Genomic DNA, 782 nt, shown 5'->3' with positions numbered 1-782 from the left:
GTGCTTCTGCTGTCGCCAGCATCAGCGACGAAGGGGTTGCCACTGGCGTGTCCAAGGGCAGTACCACGGTAACAGCTCTGTTGAATGGACAACGTGACACTGCCAGCTTGACTGTCACAGCGGCTGTGTTGACCGGACTCACCATCACGCCGCCGACTGCGACTATCCCGAGAGGCTTGACCCAGAATTACAGTGCTCGGGGGACGTTTAGCGACGGTAGCAACCTGGATGTCACTGACGAGGTTGCCTGGAACAGCAGTGCGCCGACGATTGCAATCGTTAGCGCAGCAGGGGTGGCAACGGGCATCACGGCGGGTAATACGACAATAACCGCTGAATTTGATGACATCAGTGCGCTCGTCAATTTGACAGTGACAAACCAGGGGACAGTCGTGACGTGGGGGGGGGCCGCCTATGGCGGTAACAGCAGTGCCGTGGAGGGCCAGCTCACCAATGTGCAGACCATTTTCTCAAATCGCTATGCTTTTGCTGCCCTCAAGCCGGATGGGACAGTGGTGACGTGGGGGGATGAAACCAATGGTGGCGACAGCAGTGCCGTGGAGGGCAAGCTCACCAATGTGCAGACTATTTTCTCATCTATAAGGGGATCTGCTTTTGCTGCCCTCAAGCAGGATGGGACTGTGGTGACGTGGGGGAGTGCCAATGATGGCGGTGACAGCCGTGACGTGGAGGGCCAGCTCATCAATGTTCAGACCATTTTCTCAACTATCACTGCTTTTGCTGCCCTCAAGCAGGATGGGACTGTGGTGACGTGGGGGAAA

Annotated in this window: 1 protein-coding gene; it reads left to right on the top strand. The window is 56.9% G+C overall.

Translation table 11 applies throughout. The annotated features are described in order from the left end of the window. Positions 1 to 782, top strand: a 782-nt coding sequence (locus AAC083_RS22800; protein ID WP_219927935.1) for an Ig-like domain-containing protein, incomplete at both ends; no start/stop codon positions are given.

Source organism: Aeromonas sp. HMWF014, from assembly GCF_963878295.1.
Taxonomy (GTDB): domain Bacteria; phylum Pseudomonadota; class Gammaproteobacteria; order Enterobacterales; family Aeromonadaceae; genus Aeromonas; species Aeromonas popoffii.
Note: the sequence above shows the minus strand (reverse complement) of the source record. Positions and strands in the feature narration are given on the sequence as shown.